Origin of the sequence: Kribbella pittospori (assembly GCF_004331465.1) — a bacterium.
Classification (GTDB): domain Bacteria; phylum Actinomycetota; class Actinomycetes; order Propionibacteriales; family Kribbellaceae; genus Kribbella; species Kribbella pittospori.
The window spans coordinates 316,565-330,536 of the sequence record NZ_SJKB01000003.1; the positions used below are offsets into that span (position 1 = coordinate 316,565).

Here is a 13,972-nt window from a genome sequence, read left to right on the forward strand (position 1 = left end):
GACTGAGGCGACGAGCTCAATGCGGACAAGTGTCCGGAATAATCGGGGAGGTTGCGTCGTGCCCGCTGGGAAAGGTCCGTTGTCCGGGGTCCTGGTGGCCGATTTCTCCCGCATCCTGGCCGGCCCGTACGCGACCATGCTGCTGGCCGACCTCGGGGCCGAGGTGGTCAAGGTCGAGGCGCCGGGCGGTGACGACACCCGGTCCTGGCAGCCGCCGGTCCGCGACGGGATCTCGACGTACTACCTGGCGGTCAACCGGAACAAGCGGTCGATCGCGCTCGACCTGAAGGACCCCGGCGATGTGGCCGTCGCCCAGGAGCTCGCGCGGCGGGCCGACGTACTGATCGAGAACTTCAAGCCAGGTGGGCTGGCGCGCTTCGGGCTGGACTACGAGTCGGTCGCGGCGGTCAACCCGCGACTGGTCTACGCGTCGATCAGCGGATTCGGGAGCGGGCCTCGAGGAGCCGCCTTGCCGGGGTACGACCTGATCGTGCAGGCCATCTCCGGGCTGATGAGTCTGACCGGCGATCCGGACGGCGAACCGTTCCGTGCCGGGATCTCGGTGTTCGACGTGATGGCGGGGATGCACGCGACGATCGGCGTCCTGTCCGCGCTGAACGCCCGGCACGAGACCGGGCGCGGTCAGCACGTCGAGGTCAACCTGCTGTCTTCGGCGCTGTCGGGACTGGTGAACCAGTCGAGCGCGTACGTCGCGGGCGGCGTCGTACCGCTGCGGATGGGAAACAGCCACCCGAGCCTGTTCCCGTACGAGCCGCTGCCGTGTTCCGACGGCGAGCTGATCATCACGGCCGGGAACAACAACCAGTTCCGCCGGTTGACCGAGGTGCTCGGCGTACCGGAGCTGGCCGACGATCCGCGCTTCGACCGGAACGAGAAGCGGACCGCGAACCGCGAGGAACTGAGGCCGCTGCTGGTGGAGCGATTGCGGACCAGGACCCGGATGGAATGGTTCGGCGACATCATCGCCGCCGGTGTGCCGTGCGGTCCGATCAACACCATCGACGGTGGCGTGGCCTTCGCCGAGGACATCGGGCTGGATCCGGTGGTGACGATCGACTCGATCCCGTCCGTGCGCAACCCGATCACCTTCTCCGAGACCCCGGCGGAGTACCGGCTGCCGCCGCCGTCGCTGGACGAACACGGAGCCGAGCTGCGGAGGTGGCTGAAGGAATGAGCTTCCCAACGTCCCTGGGTACGTCGACCGCCGACGAGATCCGCCTCCTCGGTCAGGACCTCACGGCCGACCTGATGGGCAAGGTCGGCTTCGGCGAGCTCGCCTTCTGGCTGGTCGCGCTGCGCCGCCCGACGCCCTCGGAAACGCGGGTGTTCGAGGCGGTACTGGTCGCACTCGCCGACCACGGCTTCACCCCGACCGCGATCGCGGCCCGACTGACGTACCTCTCCGCGCCGGACTCACTTCAAGGGGCGCTCGCGGCCGGACTGCTCGGTGGCGGGTCGCGCTTCCTCGGAGTGACCGAGGACTGCGGGATGTACCTGCACGAGGCGCTGGAAGGGCGGGACCCGCCGACCGACGACGCCGGGTGGGACGCGCTGGCACTCGAAGTCGTCACCGCGACGCGGGCGGAGGGGAAGTACGTTCCCGGCCTCGGGCATCCGGTGCACAAGGTGCAGGACCCGCGAACGCCGGTGCTGATCGGCATTGCCTCCGACGAAGGGCTCCGCGGACCCCACCTACAGCTCTTCGAAGCCATCGGTCGGGTGCACGAGCAGGTGCTGGGCCGCAAGCTCCCATTGAACGGCGCCGGAGTCTGCGGTGCGGCCCTCGCCGATCTCGGCCTGCCGGTCGAGCTGCTGCGCGGGTTCGCCTTGCTGGCAAGGGCTGCCGGCCTGCTCGGTCAGCTCGCCGAGGAACGCCGCCGGCCGATCGGCATGGACGCCTATCTCACCGTGGACCGCAACGCCGTCTACGTCGACCCCAACGACTGACAGTTTCCCGGACGCAGAGGAGCTCTTCATGGCCACCGTCGCCGCGGTCATCGCCTCGACGCACCATCCGTTCTACTACCGGGCCAGCACCTCGACCGGAGCCGACCGGCCGCCGTTCGCCGACGAGTGGGTCGCGAAGATCGAGGCGTTCCGGGAGACCCTGACCAAGGCCCGGCCGGACATCCTGGTGATGGTCGGCAGCGACCACTTCCACCAGCTGTGGCTGGACAACATGCCGCAGTTCCTCGTCGGCAAGGCGCCGTACTTCGATGCGAACTGGTACAACGAGGAGCGCGAGTTCGGGCTGCCGCGGATGACGCTGCCCGGGGAGGAGCGGCTGGCCGGGCACATCCTGCGCAACGGGCTGGACGCCGGCTTCGATCTTGCCTTCAGCAACGAACTGCGGATCGACCACAGCATCACCTGCCCGATCATCACGCTCCGCCCGGACGCCGACCTGCCGATCGTGCCGATCTACACCAACATCTTCGCGCCACCGCTGCCACGGCCGCAGCGGTTCGTCGAGCTGGGCCGGACGATCCGGCAGCTGGTCGAGTCCTGGCCGGACGACAAGCGGGTGGCGATCATCGGCACCGGTCACCTGTCCCTCGAGCTCGGCGGGCCGCGGCAGTTCGGTGCCCACGGCCCCGATCCGGAGTTCGACCGGAAGGCGGTCGAGTGGATCGCGAGGGGCGACATCGAGGGCTGCCTGGGTGAGGTGACGCTGGACAGCCTGCATCTGCCGGGCAACGCGACGCACGGGTTCATGGACTTCATGCTGATGATGGGCGTGGCCGGCGCAGGGGCGAAGGCGGACCACGTCGACTCGCTCGACCTGTTCCACACCATGGAGGCGTACTTCACCTGGTATCCGAACGGAGTGCCTGCATGAGTAAATACTTGCTGGACAAGTTCCTGTTCACGATCGACCGCGATCCTGAGTTGGTCGAGCGGTATCGCGAGGACGCGGCCGGGACGGTGAGCTGGTGGGAAGCCGAGGTCGCGAACCGCATCCTCAACTGCACGACCGGCGAGAGGTCGACCTGGCAGCAGTTCACCGACGAGGAGCGGACGGCGTTGCGCGAGCACAACCATGTGGCGCTGTTCGAGCTGGGCGCGCATCCGTTCCTCACGCTCACCCTGTTCATCGCGATGTTCGAGCGAGACCATGGACCGCTCGAGTACCAGAAGGCGTACGGCAAGGCGATGGAACACCTGACTCTGCCGTACCCGGACATCGCGACCTGACTTCTGAGGAGGAGACGCGTGCGAGCAGCCGTCCTGCGCGCGCACGGCGAATCGCCGGCGCATGCTGAACACCCGGACCCGGTGCCGTCCGCGGGCCGGTCCATCGTCCGCGTCACCGCGGCCCCCGTCGTACCGCTGGATCTGCTCTGCGCATCAGGTACGTCGTACTTCGGTCAGCAGCCGTTGCCGTACGTGCCGGGTGTGCAGGGTGTCGGTGTGGTCGAGCAGTCGGATGTCGTGGCTCCGGGGACGAGGGTGTTCTTCCCGACGTCGGCCGGGATGTCCCCGGGTGATGGCAGCTTCGCGGAGCGGTGCGCCGTACCGGACGACGATCTGATCGTGCTCGATGCTCCGATGGCGGATGCCCAGGTTGCGGCACTCGGTCTGTCGGCGGTCGCGGCGTGGATGGTGCTGACGTGGCGCGCTCAGTTGCAGCCGGGGGAGAGCGTTCTGGTTCTTGGTGGCGGCGGGGCCGTCGGTCAGGCCGCGATCGGTACGGCGCGTGTCCTCGGCGCCAGTCGGATCGTGGCGGAATGCCGATCGGAGGAGGCGAAGGAGCGGGCGCTTGCGGTCGGTGCTGACGAGGTCGTGTCGCTGACCGGTGACGTCGCAGAACTCACGCGAGCGTTCTCCGACGCAACTGGTGGCTCGGTTGATGTCGTGGTGGATCCGGTCTTCGGCGCTGCGGCGACCGCGGCATCGCGGGTGCTGGCCGCCGGCGGGCGGCTGGTGAATCTCGGCGGTGCATCGGGCGATGAGGCAACGTTCTCCTCTGCGGTGCTGCGGAGCCGGTCGGTGAGTGTCCTTGGCTACACCAACAATGCGTTGACCTCGGAGCAGCGTCGGGACGCGTTCACCGCGGTGCTGCAGCACGCGGCAGTCGGGGAGATCGCGGTCGCCTACGAGAGCGTTCCGTTGCCCGAGATCACGGCGGCGTGGGAGCGACAGGCGGCCGGACTGACCTCGGGCCGTCTGGTGCTGGCCATCTGAGACGGGCGCGCCACCGAGATAAGAACGAGCGGTATTATCTCGGCCATGGGTGTTCCGGTCCGGCGGTTGTGGGTGGCGGTGCTGTCCGGGTATCTCGCGTTCGGCGCCACGTTGCAGGCCTTGCCGGCGTACGTGCCGGAGAAGTTCGGCGGCGGTGCGCTGGCGAGTGGGACCGCGGTCGGGATCGCGTTCCTGGCCACGGCGTGCGGTCGTCCGGTCGCGGGGTGGTTGGCCGATGCTGGGTGGTCGCGTCCGGTCGTCATGGCCGGGGGAGTGCTGACGGCGCTCGGCGGACTCGGGCAACTGCTGGCGCCGAGTCTCGTGGTCCTGATGATCGCGCGACTGGTGATGGGCGCGGGGGAAGCGGCGCTGTTCTCCGCTGCACTGCCGTGGGTTCTGTCGGGGATGCGGATGGCGCAACGTGGGCGCGCGGCAGGGTGGTTCGGCCTGTCGATGTGGGGCGGGCTGGCCGCCGGACCGGTGATCGCGTCAGCGATCGGGGATCATGTGTGGTGGGTCGTCGTCGGCCTCGCGGCTGCATCGGCCCTGCTGGTGCTGACGACGCGTTCGGATCCCGGCCGGATCGAGCCGCTGGTTCGGATCCGGCGGTTCCGTGACCTGGTCCCGGTCGGCGTTCCGTTGCCTGGAGCAACCGTCGGACTGGCGGCGTACTGCTACGGCACAGTTGCTGCGCTGCTGGTCCTCCGCCTGCGCGCGGACGGGATCGGCGGCGACGGCATCGCGCTCGCGGTGTTCGCGGCGGCGTTCCTGGTGATCCGGTTCGCCGGCAGCCCCGCGGTCGATCGGTACGGCGGGCGCGCGGTGGCAGCTGTGACCGTGACGATCGAGGTAGTGGCGTTGGTGGGGCTCGCGCTGGTCGGTGAGGCGCTGGGTGCTCTGGTGTTCACCGCGTTGGCCGGATGTGGGATGGCGTTGATCTATCCGGCGTGCGTGTCGATGACGCTGGACCGAGTGCGCGGGCTGCGGCCTGGTGTGTCGATGGGCGTGATGACGTCGTTCTGGGACCTCGGCGTGATGGTGGCCGGCCCGCTCGGTGGGCTCGTCGCGGAACGACTGGGATTCCCGGTCGCGTTCTACCTGGCCGCAGTGTCCGCCGCGGCCTGCGTCGTTGTCTGCCTGGTGTTCCTCAGGCAGCGTCGAGCAGTGTCTCCACGATGACCCGTGCCTCGGCGCCCAGGCCCGGATCCCGATCGACCGCACTGATGATCGTCGCGCCCTCCAGGACGATGACCAACTGGCGGGCCATGGTTTCGGGGTCGCGCACGCCGGCCTCGGTCAGCAGTCGCTGGAAGAGGTTGCGATAGAAGGTGAGATGGTCCTGCGCGAGTCGCCGGGGCGCGCCGTCATGACCGCGGTCCTCGGTGGCCGCGTTCATCATCGCGCAGCCGCGGAAGCCGGACTCGGCGTACCAGTTCGCGACCAGGTCGAAGACGGCGAGGATCCGCTCCCGGCCGGCAGTGGCCTGCTCGACCGCCTGCTCGTGCCACGCCCGGACCCGCTGGGTGCGGTCGGTCAGCACAGCCTCGACGAGGCCGTCCTTGGAGCCGAAGTTCTTGTAGATGGTGAGTTTGGACGCGCCGGCCGCCTCGGCGACCTCGTTGATCCCGGCCGCGTGGATGCCCCGCTGCAGGAACACCTCCGAGGCCGCCTTCAGGATCCGCGCCCTGGTCGCCTCGGGGTCCAGCCGCTCTCCGGCCTTCACCGGCATCGTGCACCACCTCCGGAGAACAGGATACCGATCGGTGTCATCTCGGAGTGGCGAGAGATAAGACCGATCGGTACTATCTGTCCATGATCGATGGGTGGACGGCAACAGGATTCGAGCAGGTGGCGGAGGCATTCGCGCGGAACTTCGCCGAGCGAGGTGAGTTGGGCGCGGCCTTCGCGGCGTACCAGGACGGCCGACCGGTGGTCGACCTCTGGGGCGGTACGGCGGACCCGGACACCGGGCGCGGTTGGGATCGCGACACGATCCAGCTGATGTTCTCCGGCACCAAAGGGCTTGCGTCGGCGTGCGTCCTGCTGATGGTGCAGCGCGGTCAGGTCTCGCTGGACGATCGGCTCAGCCGCTACTGGCCCGAGTTCGGTGCCGCCGGCAAGACCGAGACGACGCTGTCCGACGTTCTCTCCCACCAGGCCCGGCTGCCCTGGGTCGAGGCCGGGTACGCCGATCTCCTCGACCACGACGTGATGGCCGGGCACCTGGCGGCGCAGGCTCCGTCGACGGATCCACGGGCCGCGTTCATGTACCACGCGATCACCTGGGGCTGGCTCGTCGACGAGTTGGTACGACGGGTCGATGGCCGGACCGTCCAGCAGTTCTTCGCCGAGGAGTACGCCGTACCGCTGGGGTTGGAGGTGTGGATCGGCCCGCCGGAGGACCTGCACTGGCGCGCGACCACGATGGTTGCGCCCGGCGGCGTACTCACCGACGAACCACAGACCGACCGGCTCCTGCAGTTGAACCGCAATCCCCTCTGGGTGCCCGGCGCGGAGAAGATCTGGAACAGCACGGAGTACCGCAGCGCCGGCCTTGCCGCCGTCGGAGGCTTCGCCACTGCTCGCGGCATGGCTCGTTTCTACGCATCGCTCGTCGGCGAGGTCGACGGTCAGCGCATCCTGACCCCGGCCACCGTCGAGCTCGCTCGCCGGGAGCTCCGCCGCGGCACCGAGCCGACGTGGGGGAGCGAGATGGTGTACGGCGCGGGCTTCGAACTCCACGTCCCGGGCAGCCGCCTCGGCCGTCCGATCGATGCCTTCGGCCACGTCGGTGCCGGCGGCTCCACCCATGGCGCCTGGCCGTCGCGGCGGATCACCTTCTCCTACCTGATGAACCAGGTCCGCACGGTGCCCGACCCGCGGCCGCAGACTCTGCTCGATGCGTTGGAGAGCGCCGTCTGAGATCTCTCCCGAAAATCGGTGTATCAACCCGCGCCGACGGCGACTCCGCGTAGTGGGGCGCCCTTCGAGATGCTCTGGGGGGAGAGCAAGCGGGGGGCATAGAGGGGGGAGCGTCGACGCGGTGCGGGAGGAATCCGGTGGTCAGACCGGATGGGGGCCGCGCCGCGTCGACACACTCACACGCTCACTGGCCCAGTGACGCCAACGCGTCGCCGGTGGTGAGAACAGGCCCGACCCCCGGTGACGGCTGGGTCAGCGCGAAGGCGAGCAACGCGTCCGCGGACTGGCGGGCACTCTCTCCGGTCAGCGACATGCGGCCGGCGATGAGCGCGGCGACCAGCGGTGTCGAGAACGACGTACCACTCCAGCGCGCCATACCCGTGAAGTCCCGGATCTGACCGGTGTTCGGCGGCTCGGTGCACTCGTAACTGCCGGTGAGGAACGCATTCACCAGGTTCTCGCCCGGCGCGTAGACATCCACCCAGCCACCGAAGTTGCTGAACGACGCGCGGTCGCGCCCGTTGTCGGCGAGTGCACCTACGCCAACGACCTCCGGGAACGCGGCCGGCCAGAAATAGTCCCGGCTGTTCTCGTTCCCGGCCGCGGCCACCAGAACCAGGCCGTTGACCCGATTCAGCCGGGTCTGGACGAACACGTCGAGGCCGAGCGCCGGAAGGTCGAAACGCGTCCTGGTTCCGGCCGACAGACTGATGATGTCCGGAGCCAGATCGAGTACTTCGTCAAGAGCCTGGGCGAGATCGAACTCCCACATCGCGCCGACGCTGGTGAAATAGCTCTTGACCACCACCTCGACATTTCGCGCCACCGCCCGCAGTACGCCGGCGATGAAGGTGCCGTGGCCCGCGTACGGCCGGATCCGGCCGGAGGGAAAGAACGCGTCCTCCGGATCGCCGGTCACGCCGTTCAGCCAGTACGCCGCGGGTGCCTCGGACCAGCCGACATCGAGCACGACCACCTTCACTCCGCGTCCGTCGGCGGCGCCGGCGGGCAGGAACGGAGTCGGCAGTACGGGGTCCGGCGGGATGCCCTGCGCAACCTCCTCGGGTTCGGTCGCCGGACACGGGCTGACGCTGGGAGTCACGTAGAACAAGTGCTCCGGCGTGACGACCCCGCGGCCGAGCCGTTGGTCGGCAAGAGCCAGGAAGCGTTGCGTGGGGTTCGGTCCTTCCGGTGCGTTCGGCGGAACCTTGTCCGGCAGCAGCAGCCGGGTGATCCCGCCGATGCCGCCCTCGCCTGTCGTCCCGCCCTGGAAGAGCTCGACGACCCGGGGCACATCCTCGTCCCGGACCAGCACCGTGCCGACGCGGTACAGATAGTCGGCGCCTTCCTTTTCCCACTCCGGCGGATGGACTCCGGCGTCCCGTCCGAATGCCTCCAGGATGAGTTTGATCTGGGCGATGTACTTCGGGTCCTGTTGTTCGGTCGTTTGATTTCCTGCTTTTTGCGCCATTCGGTGGGCGATCCCCCTTGAATCGGTAACCCAGGAATCGACGAAATCGTCGAGCGGACCGATATCATTTCACCGTGCAGACGGCCGGGGGGAGTGCTGGAACGGCGGTTGCACCGACTGATCTGTTGCCGCTGGCTCTCTCACGCCCGCATGACGCCATCGCAGCGGCTCGATCGTTGCTCACCGGCGACCTCGACCCGGAAGCCGCGTCCTGCGCGCACCAAGCGATCGGGATCGGCCTGCGCCAGCTCGGCGATGTGGAGACGGCGATCCGCGAGCTCCGGATCGCGCTGCGACTCGCCCAGACCACAGACCGGCCGGAGCGCGAAGCCGATGTTCTCGCCACCCTCGGCGCGACCCTTGGCCGCGCCGGCCGCAGCCGCGAGGGACTCATCCATCTGGACCGCGCGGTGAGCCTCAGCCGGGGAGCACTCTCGGGGCGCGTTCTGCTGCGGCGTGCCGACGTACTGCTGATCCTGGGCAGGCATCGCGAGGCGCTGGACGATCTGCGGATCGCGATCAGCCGGCTGCGGCGGTCCGGCGATCGGGTCTGGGAGGCGCGCTGCCGCAACTACCGCGGGTTCATCCAGCTCGAGATGGGCATCACCCGTCAGGCCGACACCGATTTCGAACAGGCCGGCCGGCTGTACGCCGCGAGCGGCCAGGAGTTCGAGTACGCCGAAACCCGTCAGAACCGCGGCCTCGTTGCGTTCTCGCGCGGCGATCTGCCCGCGGCGCTGCAGTACCTCGACGAGGCCGGGCGCGGGTTCGCCGAGGTCGGTGTGGTGTGGCCCGAGCTCGCGATCGACCGGTGTGCTGTCTTGCTCGCGGCGGGTCTGCCCACCGAGGCGCTCGCCGAGGCGGACCAAGCGATCATCCGGATGGAGACCGTCGGCGGGCAGGCGACGAAGCGAGCCGAGGTGCTGTTCGCGGCGGCGACCGCAGCGCTCGCGGCCGGTGAGCTCGAGACCGCGCGTTCCCGCGCCGAGGGCGCTCGCCGGTTGTTCTCGGCTCAGCGTCGTCCGTGGTGGTCGGTCCGCGCGTCGATGGTGCAACTCGACGCCCGCTATCAGTCCGGAGAGAGCGGTCCCAAGCTGCTGCGACAAGTGACAGAGACCGCCAGACGACTCGACACCCTCGGCGCGACAGAAGCATCGGCCGCACACCTGCTGGCCGGCCGACTCGCGTTGGCCGACGGACGAACGCGGACAGCCGGGCGGCAGTTGGAGCTGGCCGGGCGGCGGACCCGAGACACTCCACCACTCGCGCGCGGCGCTGCCTGGCTCGGCAAGGCGTTGCGGTCAGAGGCCAAGGGCGACGTCCGCGGAATGCTGACCGCCTGCGGCCGCGGTCTCGACGCGCTGGACGAGCATCGCCTGATGATGGGTGCGACCGAACTGCGAGCACGCGCGACCGGTCATGGCGCGGAGCTGGCCGGACTGGCGCTCCGCGATGCCTTGCGGCGCGACGACGCCAGGAGCCTGCTGAAGTGGGGCGAACGCTGGCGCGCCACCGCACTCACGATCCCTCCTGTGCGTCCACCGGACGACCAGCAACTCGTCCACGATCTCGCCGCCCTGCGCGACGTCGTACGCCGGTTGGACGCGAAACGCGACGGGGATGGGACCGACCCTGCCCTCGACCGTGAACGGCGCAGGCTCGAGAAGGCAGTGCGAGAACACACACTCCGAGCGCACGGGCATCGCTCGCACCCAGAGACCTCTGGAGTTCAGATCGACGAGTTGCTCGACGAGTTGGGCGACACGGTGCTGGTCGAGTTGATCGAGATCGACGGAGTCCTGCACGCGGTGGTGGCGCGCGACGGACGGATCAGCAGACTCACGGTCGGGCCGATGGCCGCGGCCGAGATCGAGGTGGAGCGATCTCGGTTCCGGCTGCGCTGGCTGGCCCATGGCCGATCGAAGTCCGGACCTTCGCTTGACGTGCTGGGCGCTCGGCTTGGCAGCGCGATCCTCGGCCCGGTGCAGGACGTGCTGGAGGATCGGCCTGTCGTGATCGTGCCGCCCGCGCGATTGCAGGCGTTGCCCTGGGGGCTGGTGCCGTCGCTGGATGGTCGTGCGGTGAACGTCGTACCGTCGGCGGCGACCTGGCTGCGGGCGCGACGGTTGCAGCCGCCGTCCGATCGACGAGTCGTCCTGGTGCTCGGCCCTGGACTGCCGGCCGGTCGTGCCGAGGTCACACGCCTCGCCGAGCGGTACCCGGGTGCGACCGTCCTCGCGAACGGTGACGCCACGGCCGAGAGGGTATTGAAGGAACTCGACGGTGCGTGGATCGGCCACATCGCGGCGCATGGCACCTTCAGGTCCGACAGTCCTTTGTTCTCTTCGCTGCGACTGGACGACGGTCCGCTGACCGTCTACGACTTCGAGCGGCTGCGGCGGGCGCCGTACCGATTGGTGTTGTCGAGTTGTGAGTCGGGGCTGGCGAAACCGGTCGGCGCCGACGAGTTGCTCGGACTCAGCAGCAGCCTCGTGCCGCTCGGCGCGGCCGGCATCCTGGCCAGCGTCGTACCGGTGAACGACCCGGCCACAGTGCCACTGATGACAGCGCTCCACGACCACCTGCAAGCCGGTCAACCGCTGGCGGGTGCGTTCGCGCTCGCCCGTGCCAAGGTCGGCGACGACCCGGTCGCCCGTGCGGCGGGCCGGTCGTTCGTCGCACTGGGAGCGTGATCCACACCATGTATCAACGCGCGGCCCGCGGACTCCGTATCAATGACGGCGGGCGGAAGGAGCGGGGGAATGCGGGATGATCCGACCGTCGTCAGCCTGGTCGTGCGCGCCGGGGAGGGGGACGAGGGAGCCTGGGACGAGCTGGTGGAGCGGTACGCCCCACTGATCTGGTCCATCTGCCGGCGGTACCGGCTTCAGCCGGGAGACACCGACGACGTGGGTCAGGGCGTGTGGCTGCGGCTGATCGAGCATCTGCCCGGGCTTCGCGAACCGGCCGCACTGCCGGGCTGGATCGCGACGACCGCGCAACGCGAGTGCCTGCGCCTGCTGCGGGTGTCGAGCCGGGTCGATCCTGTCGATCCGGTGGACTCGCGGGAGGTGGGAGAGCACACCGTGGACCACGCGGTGGCGGAGGAGGAGGTGCTGCGGCACGAACGACGGCGGATCGTCCGGGCAGCCTTCGGCCAGCTGTCCCAGCGCTGTCAGTTGCTGTTGGCAATGATCACGCAGGACCCGCCGGCGCCGTACGACGAGATCAGCCGCAAGCTGCACATGCCGATGGGCAGCATCGGCCCGAACCGGGCCCGCTGCCTGGACCGGCTGCGACGAGCGCCGGCCCTGGCGACACTGGTGGACGAGCACTGAGGGATCAGTGAGGAGGTGGGAAGCATGACGGAGACCGGCTGGAACGACGACGAGCTCCTCGACGCATTGCGCGACGCGCTGCGGACCGAGCGGGAGATGCCACGGACGTTCGTCGACGCGGGCAAGGCCGCGTTCGTCTGGCGGACCATCGACGCAGAGCTCGCCGCACTGACCTACGACTCGGCCTGGGAGAGCGCGGAGGCCGCGCCGGTCCGATCCTCCGAGAGCGCCACCCTGCGCGCGCTGACGTTCGCCTCCGACGGCTGGACGATCGAGATCGAGCTCACGCCGACCGGCGTACTCGGCCAGTTGGACCCGCCCGAGTCCGGCACGGTCAGTGCCCGCGGCAACAGCGGTGAGCTGGCCACCGCCGAGATCGACGATCTCGGGTTCTTCGTGCTCTGGCCGATCCCGGCCGAGCCCTACCGCCTGATCTGTACGCCGTCCTCCGGACCGACGATCCTCACCGGCTGGGTGACGCCGTAGCCGACCCCTGGGGGGCCGGCTACGGCGGTTGCCTCAGCCCAGGTAGTCGCGCCACGGGCCGGTGATGGCCAGCGTGATGCCCGGGGTCTGGATGTTGACGAAGAGTACCTTGCCGTCGGCGGAGAACGTCGGCCCGGTGAACTCGGAGTCGTTCAGCATGTTCCGGGCGATCGCGTACGTCGGGCCGCCCGGGGTCGCGCTGAGCACGTGGCTGCTCGCGGTGCCGTCCTCGGCGAGGATCAGCGAGCCCCACGGGGTGACGGTGACGTTGTCCGGACCGTCGAAGTTGTAGTCGTCGTACTTCGCCGCGGCGCCCTTGTTCGCGGCGGCGCTCTCCGGGAAGTACGTGACCAGCTGGATGGTCTTGGCGTCGTAGTTGTAGAACCAGACCATGCCGTCGTGCGGGACGCCGTCGGCCGGCAGGTCGGCGGTGCCGCCCTCGGCGAACGAGTTGACGACGTACACGCCGTCACGGGTGCCGTAGACGCCCTCGAACTTCTTGCCGCGGGTGACCTGGCCCTCGGTGAACTGGTTGCGCACCGAGACGGTCAGCCCGTCGCGGTCGGACACCGGCACCCAGGCGACCCGGAACGGCCGGAGCAGCTGGGCCGAGGTCAGGTAGGCAACATCCGGGATCGGCTTGCCGTCGTCACCGAGGATCGCCATCGCCTCGAGCGTGCCGAAGTCCTTGTCGGCCAGGTCCTTGTAGCTGCGCGAGCTGAGCTTGTAGCCACGCGGCGCGGACCAGCGGTAGAACAGGCCGTTCGGGCCGCTGGCGTCCTCGGACAGGTAGATGTGGGTCCGCTCCTCGTCGATCGCCAGCGCCTCGTGGGCGTAGCGGCCGAGCGCCTTCAGCGGCACCGGGTGCGCGGTCTTGCCGTCGGCCCAGACCTCGAAGACATACCCGTGGTCCTTGAGCCGAGTGGTGCCGTTGGCCTTGTTCTCGGTCTCCTCACACGTCATCCAGGTGCCCCACGGGGTCGGGCCGCCGGCGCAGTTGGTGAGCGTGCCGGAGATGCCGACCCACTCGCCCTTGTTGCGGCCGTCCTTGTCGACGGAGATGACGGTGCAGCCGCCGGCCGAGCCGACCGCCGAGTCGTACACGGTGCCCGGGATCTGCGGCACGCCCAGCGGGTCGTTGCCACCGATCTCGTGGTTCTGGATCAGCGTGTAGCCGTTGTGGTCGCTGTCGACCACGGCGGTGCCGTCGTGCAGCGACGGGGTCGGCTGGCCGCTCTTCAGCTTGGTCTCACCGGCGCGCGTGACGACCTTGTACTTGAAGCTGGCCGGCAGGGCGAGCAGGCCGTTCGGGTCGTCCAGCAGCGGCGGGAACGGACGGTGCGTCGGGAACGGGCCGGGACCGTGGGGCGAGTGCGAGACCGGGGTGGCCTCGGCGAGCGACGGCACCGAGCCGACGGTGGCGAAGCCGACGCCCGCGGCGCCGACGGCGGCACCACGGAGAACGGAACGGCGATCGACTGACATGGAATGCTCCTCAAGCATTTAGTGGCGGACCAGCGCGGGCGACAGCCGCAGATCCTGTGTTCTC

At 69.2% G+C, this 13,972-nt stretch carries 13 protein-coding genes; 10 read left to right on the forward strand and 3 right to left on the reverse strand.

The window, feature by feature from the left end; all coding sequences use genetic code 11:
• Nucleotides 1-58 precede the first annotated feature (58 nt).
• The 6 genes from E0H73_RS11845 to E0H73_RS11870 are packed head-to-tail and all read left to right on the forward strand — an operon-like array spanning nt 59 to nt 5,385.
• The gene (locus E0H73_RS11845) at nt 59-1,195 is read left to right on the forward strand and encodes a CaiB/BaiF CoA transferase family protein (protein ID WP_238163955.1); all 1,137 of its coding nucleotides are present in this window, start codon (nt 59-61) and stop codon (nt 1,193-1,195) included.
• Nucleotides 1,192-1,968 (forward strand): citryl-CoA lyase, encoded by a 777-nt coding sequence (locus E0H73_RS11850; RefSeq protein ID WP_202867330.1) that lies wholly within the window; start codon nt 1,192-1,194, stop codon nt 1,966-1,968. The genes E0H73_RS11845 and E0H73_RS11850 overlap by 4 nt, the downstream gene beginning before the upstream one ends.
• Nucleotides 1,969-1,996: 28 nt before the next feature.
• Complete coding sequence (locus E0H73_RS11855) at nt 1,997-2,860, forward strand: DODA-type extradiol aromatic ring-opening family dioxygenase (RefSeq protein WP_131353895.1); 864 nt, start codon at nt 1,997-1,999, stop codon at nt 2,858-2,860.
• Nucleotides 2,857-3,216 carry a hypothetical protein gene (locus tag E0H73_RS11860; protein ID WP_131353897.1) on the forward strand — a complete coding sequence of 120 codons (360 nt, stop codon included), beginning with the start codon at nt 2,857-2,859 and terminating at the stop codon, nt 3,214-3,216. The genes E0H73_RS11855 and E0H73_RS11860 overlap by 4 nt, the downstream gene beginning before the upstream one ends.
• Before the next feature lie 18 nt (nt 3,217-3,234).
• Nucleotides 3,235-4,206: a quinone oxidoreductase family protein gene (locus tag E0H73_RS11865; RefSeq protein WP_131353899.1), complete on the forward strand. Its 972-nt coding sequence runs from the start codon at nt 3,235-3,237 to the stop codon at nt 4,204-4,206.
• A 45-nt stretch (nt 4,207-4,251) separates the two neighbouring features.
• A complete protein-coding gene (locus E0H73_RS11870; RefSeq protein ID WP_131353901.1) occupies nt 4,252-5,385 on the forward strand; it encodes an MFS transporter in 1,134 nt (377 codons plus the stop codon).
• Here E0H73_RS11870 and E0H73_RS11875 read toward each other — a convergent pair.
• Entirely contained in the window at nt 5,354-5,935 is a 582-nt protein-coding gene (locus E0H73_RS11875; protein ID WP_165555600.1) for a TetR/AcrR family transcriptional regulator, read from the reverse strand. The two genes, E0H73_RS11870 and E0H73_RS11875, sit on opposite strands and share 32 nt — an antisense overlap.
• Nucleotides 5,936-6,018: 83 nt before the next feature.
• On the opposite strand from E0H73_RS11875, the gene E0H73_RS11880 reads away from it, so the two are divergent.
• Nucleotides 6,019-7,128: a serine hydrolase domain-containing protein gene (locus E0H73_RS11880; RefSeq protein ID WP_131353905.1), complete on the forward strand. Its 1,110-nt coding sequence runs from the start codon at nt 6,019-6,021 to the stop codon at nt 7,126-7,128.
• Nucleotides 7,129-7,312: 184 nt separating this feature from the next.
• Here E0H73_RS11880 and E0H73_RS11885 read toward each other — a convergent pair whose 3' ends face one another.
• Nucleotides 7,313-8,599: a S8 family peptidase gene (locus E0H73_RS11885; protein WP_131353907.1), complete on the reverse strand. Its 1,287-nt coding sequence runs from the start codon at nt 8,597-8,599 to the stop codon at nt 7,313-7,315.
• Nucleotides 8,600-8,673: 74 nt separating this feature from the next.
• Between E0H73_RS11885 and E0H73_RS11890 the strand changes: the two genes are divergently transcribed.
• From E0H73_RS11890 to E0H73_RS11900, 3 genes are all read left to right on the forward strand, one after another.
• Nucleotides 8,674-11,292 carry a CHAT domain-containing protein gene (locus E0H73_RS11890; protein WP_131353909.1) on the forward strand — a complete coding sequence of 873 codons (2,619 nt, stop codon included), beginning with the start codon at nt 8,674-8,676 and terminating at the stop codon, nt 11,290-11,292.
• Nucleotides 11,293-11,361: 69 nt separating this feature from the next.
• The gene (locus E0H73_RS11895; RefSeq protein WP_165555601.1) at nt 11,362-11,937 is read left to right on the forward strand and encodes an RNA polymerase sigma factor; all 576 of its coding nucleotides are present in this window, start codon (nt 11,362-11,364) and stop codon (nt 11,935-11,937) included.
• 24 nt (nt 11,938-11,961) lie between these two features.
• Nucleotides 11,962-12,423 (forward strand): hypothetical protein, encoded by a 462-nt coding sequence (locus tag E0H73_RS11900; RefSeq protein ID WP_131353913.1) that lies wholly within the window; start codon nt 11,962-11,964, stop codon nt 12,421-12,423.
• Nucleotides 12,424-12,456: 33 nt separating this feature from the next.
• On the opposite strand, the gene E0H73_RS11905 is transcribed toward E0H73_RS11900, so the two are convergent.
• Entirely contained in the window at nt 12,457-13,908 is a 1,452-nt protein-coding gene (locus E0H73_RS11905; protein ID WP_131353915.1) for an alkaline phosphatase PhoX, read from the reverse strand.
• Nucleotides 13,909-13,972: the final 64 nt, after the last annotated feature.

Bases quoted from the DNA above. Each gene is read 5' to 3' on its own strand.
- E0H73_RS11905 (WP_131353915.1), bottom strand. From the start codon at position 13,908: ATGTCAGTCGATCGCCGTTCCGTTCTCCGTGGTGCCGCCGTCGGCGCC.
- E0H73_RS11895 (WP_165555601.1), top strand. From the start codon at position 11,362: ATGCGGGATGATCCGACCGTCGTCAGCCTGGTCGTGCGCGCCGGGGAG.
- E0H73_RS11900 (WP_131353913.1), top strand. From the start codon at position 11,962: ATGACGGAGACCGGCTGGAACGACGACGAGCTCCTCGACGCATTGCGC.
- E0H73_RS11850 (WP_202867330.1), top strand. From the start codon at position 1,192: ATGAGCTTCCCAACGTCCCTGGGTACGTCGACCGCCGACGAGATCCGC.
- E0H73_RS11880 (WP_131353905.1), top strand. From the start codon at position 6,019: ATGATCGATGGGTGGACGGCAACAGGATTCGAGCAGGTGGCGGAGGCA.
- E0H73_RS11875 (WP_165555600.1), bottom strand. From the start codon at position 5,935: ATGCCGGTGAAGGCCGGAGAGCGGCTGGACCCCGAGGCGACCAGGGCG.
- E0H73_RS11860 (WP_131353897.1), top strand. From the start codon at position 2,857: ATGAGTAAATACTTGCTGGACAAGTTCCTGTTCACGATCGACCGCGAT.
- E0H73_RS11885 (WP_131353907.1), bottom strand. From the start codon at position 8,599: ATGGCGCAAAAAGCAGGAAATCAAACGACCGAACAACAGGACCCGAAG.
- E0H73_RS11855 (WP_131353895.1), top strand. From the start codon at position 1,997: ATGGCCACCGTCGCCGCGGTCATCGCCTCGACGCACCATCCGTTCTAC.
- E0H73_RS11870 (WP_131353901.1), top strand. From the start codon at position 4,252: ATGGGTGTTCCGGTCCGGCGGTTGTGGGTGGCGGTGCTGTCCGGGTAT.